A 283-nucleotide genomic window follows, 5' to 3' on the forward strand; every position below is an offset into this window, starting at 1 on the left:
TATACTGTACACACCAGCACCAGATTTCAATGGAACAGATACGTTTGATTATACAATTACAGATGCAGATGGCGATGAGTCCACAGCAACAGTAACCGTAACAGTAAATCCAATTGTAGATGTAGAAGACGATACAACAACCACAGACGAAGACACACCAGTAGTGGTAGATGTTTATGATAACGATAACGACATCCCAACAGATGGTACAATCGCAATCACAACACCACCAACCAATGGAACCGTAGTCATAACAGATCCAAACAATACACCAAACGATCCA

The 283-nt window shown here is 41.0% G+C and carries 1 protein-coding gene; it reads left to right on the forward strand.

The window, feature by feature from the left end; genetic code table 11:
- A partial coding sequence (locus ACVC5O_RS00280) for an Ig-like domain-containing protein (protein WP_452219457.1) occupies positions 1 to 283 on the forward strand: 283 nt, incomplete at both ends.

This window comes from Lacinutrix salivirga (genome assembly GCF_053604675.1).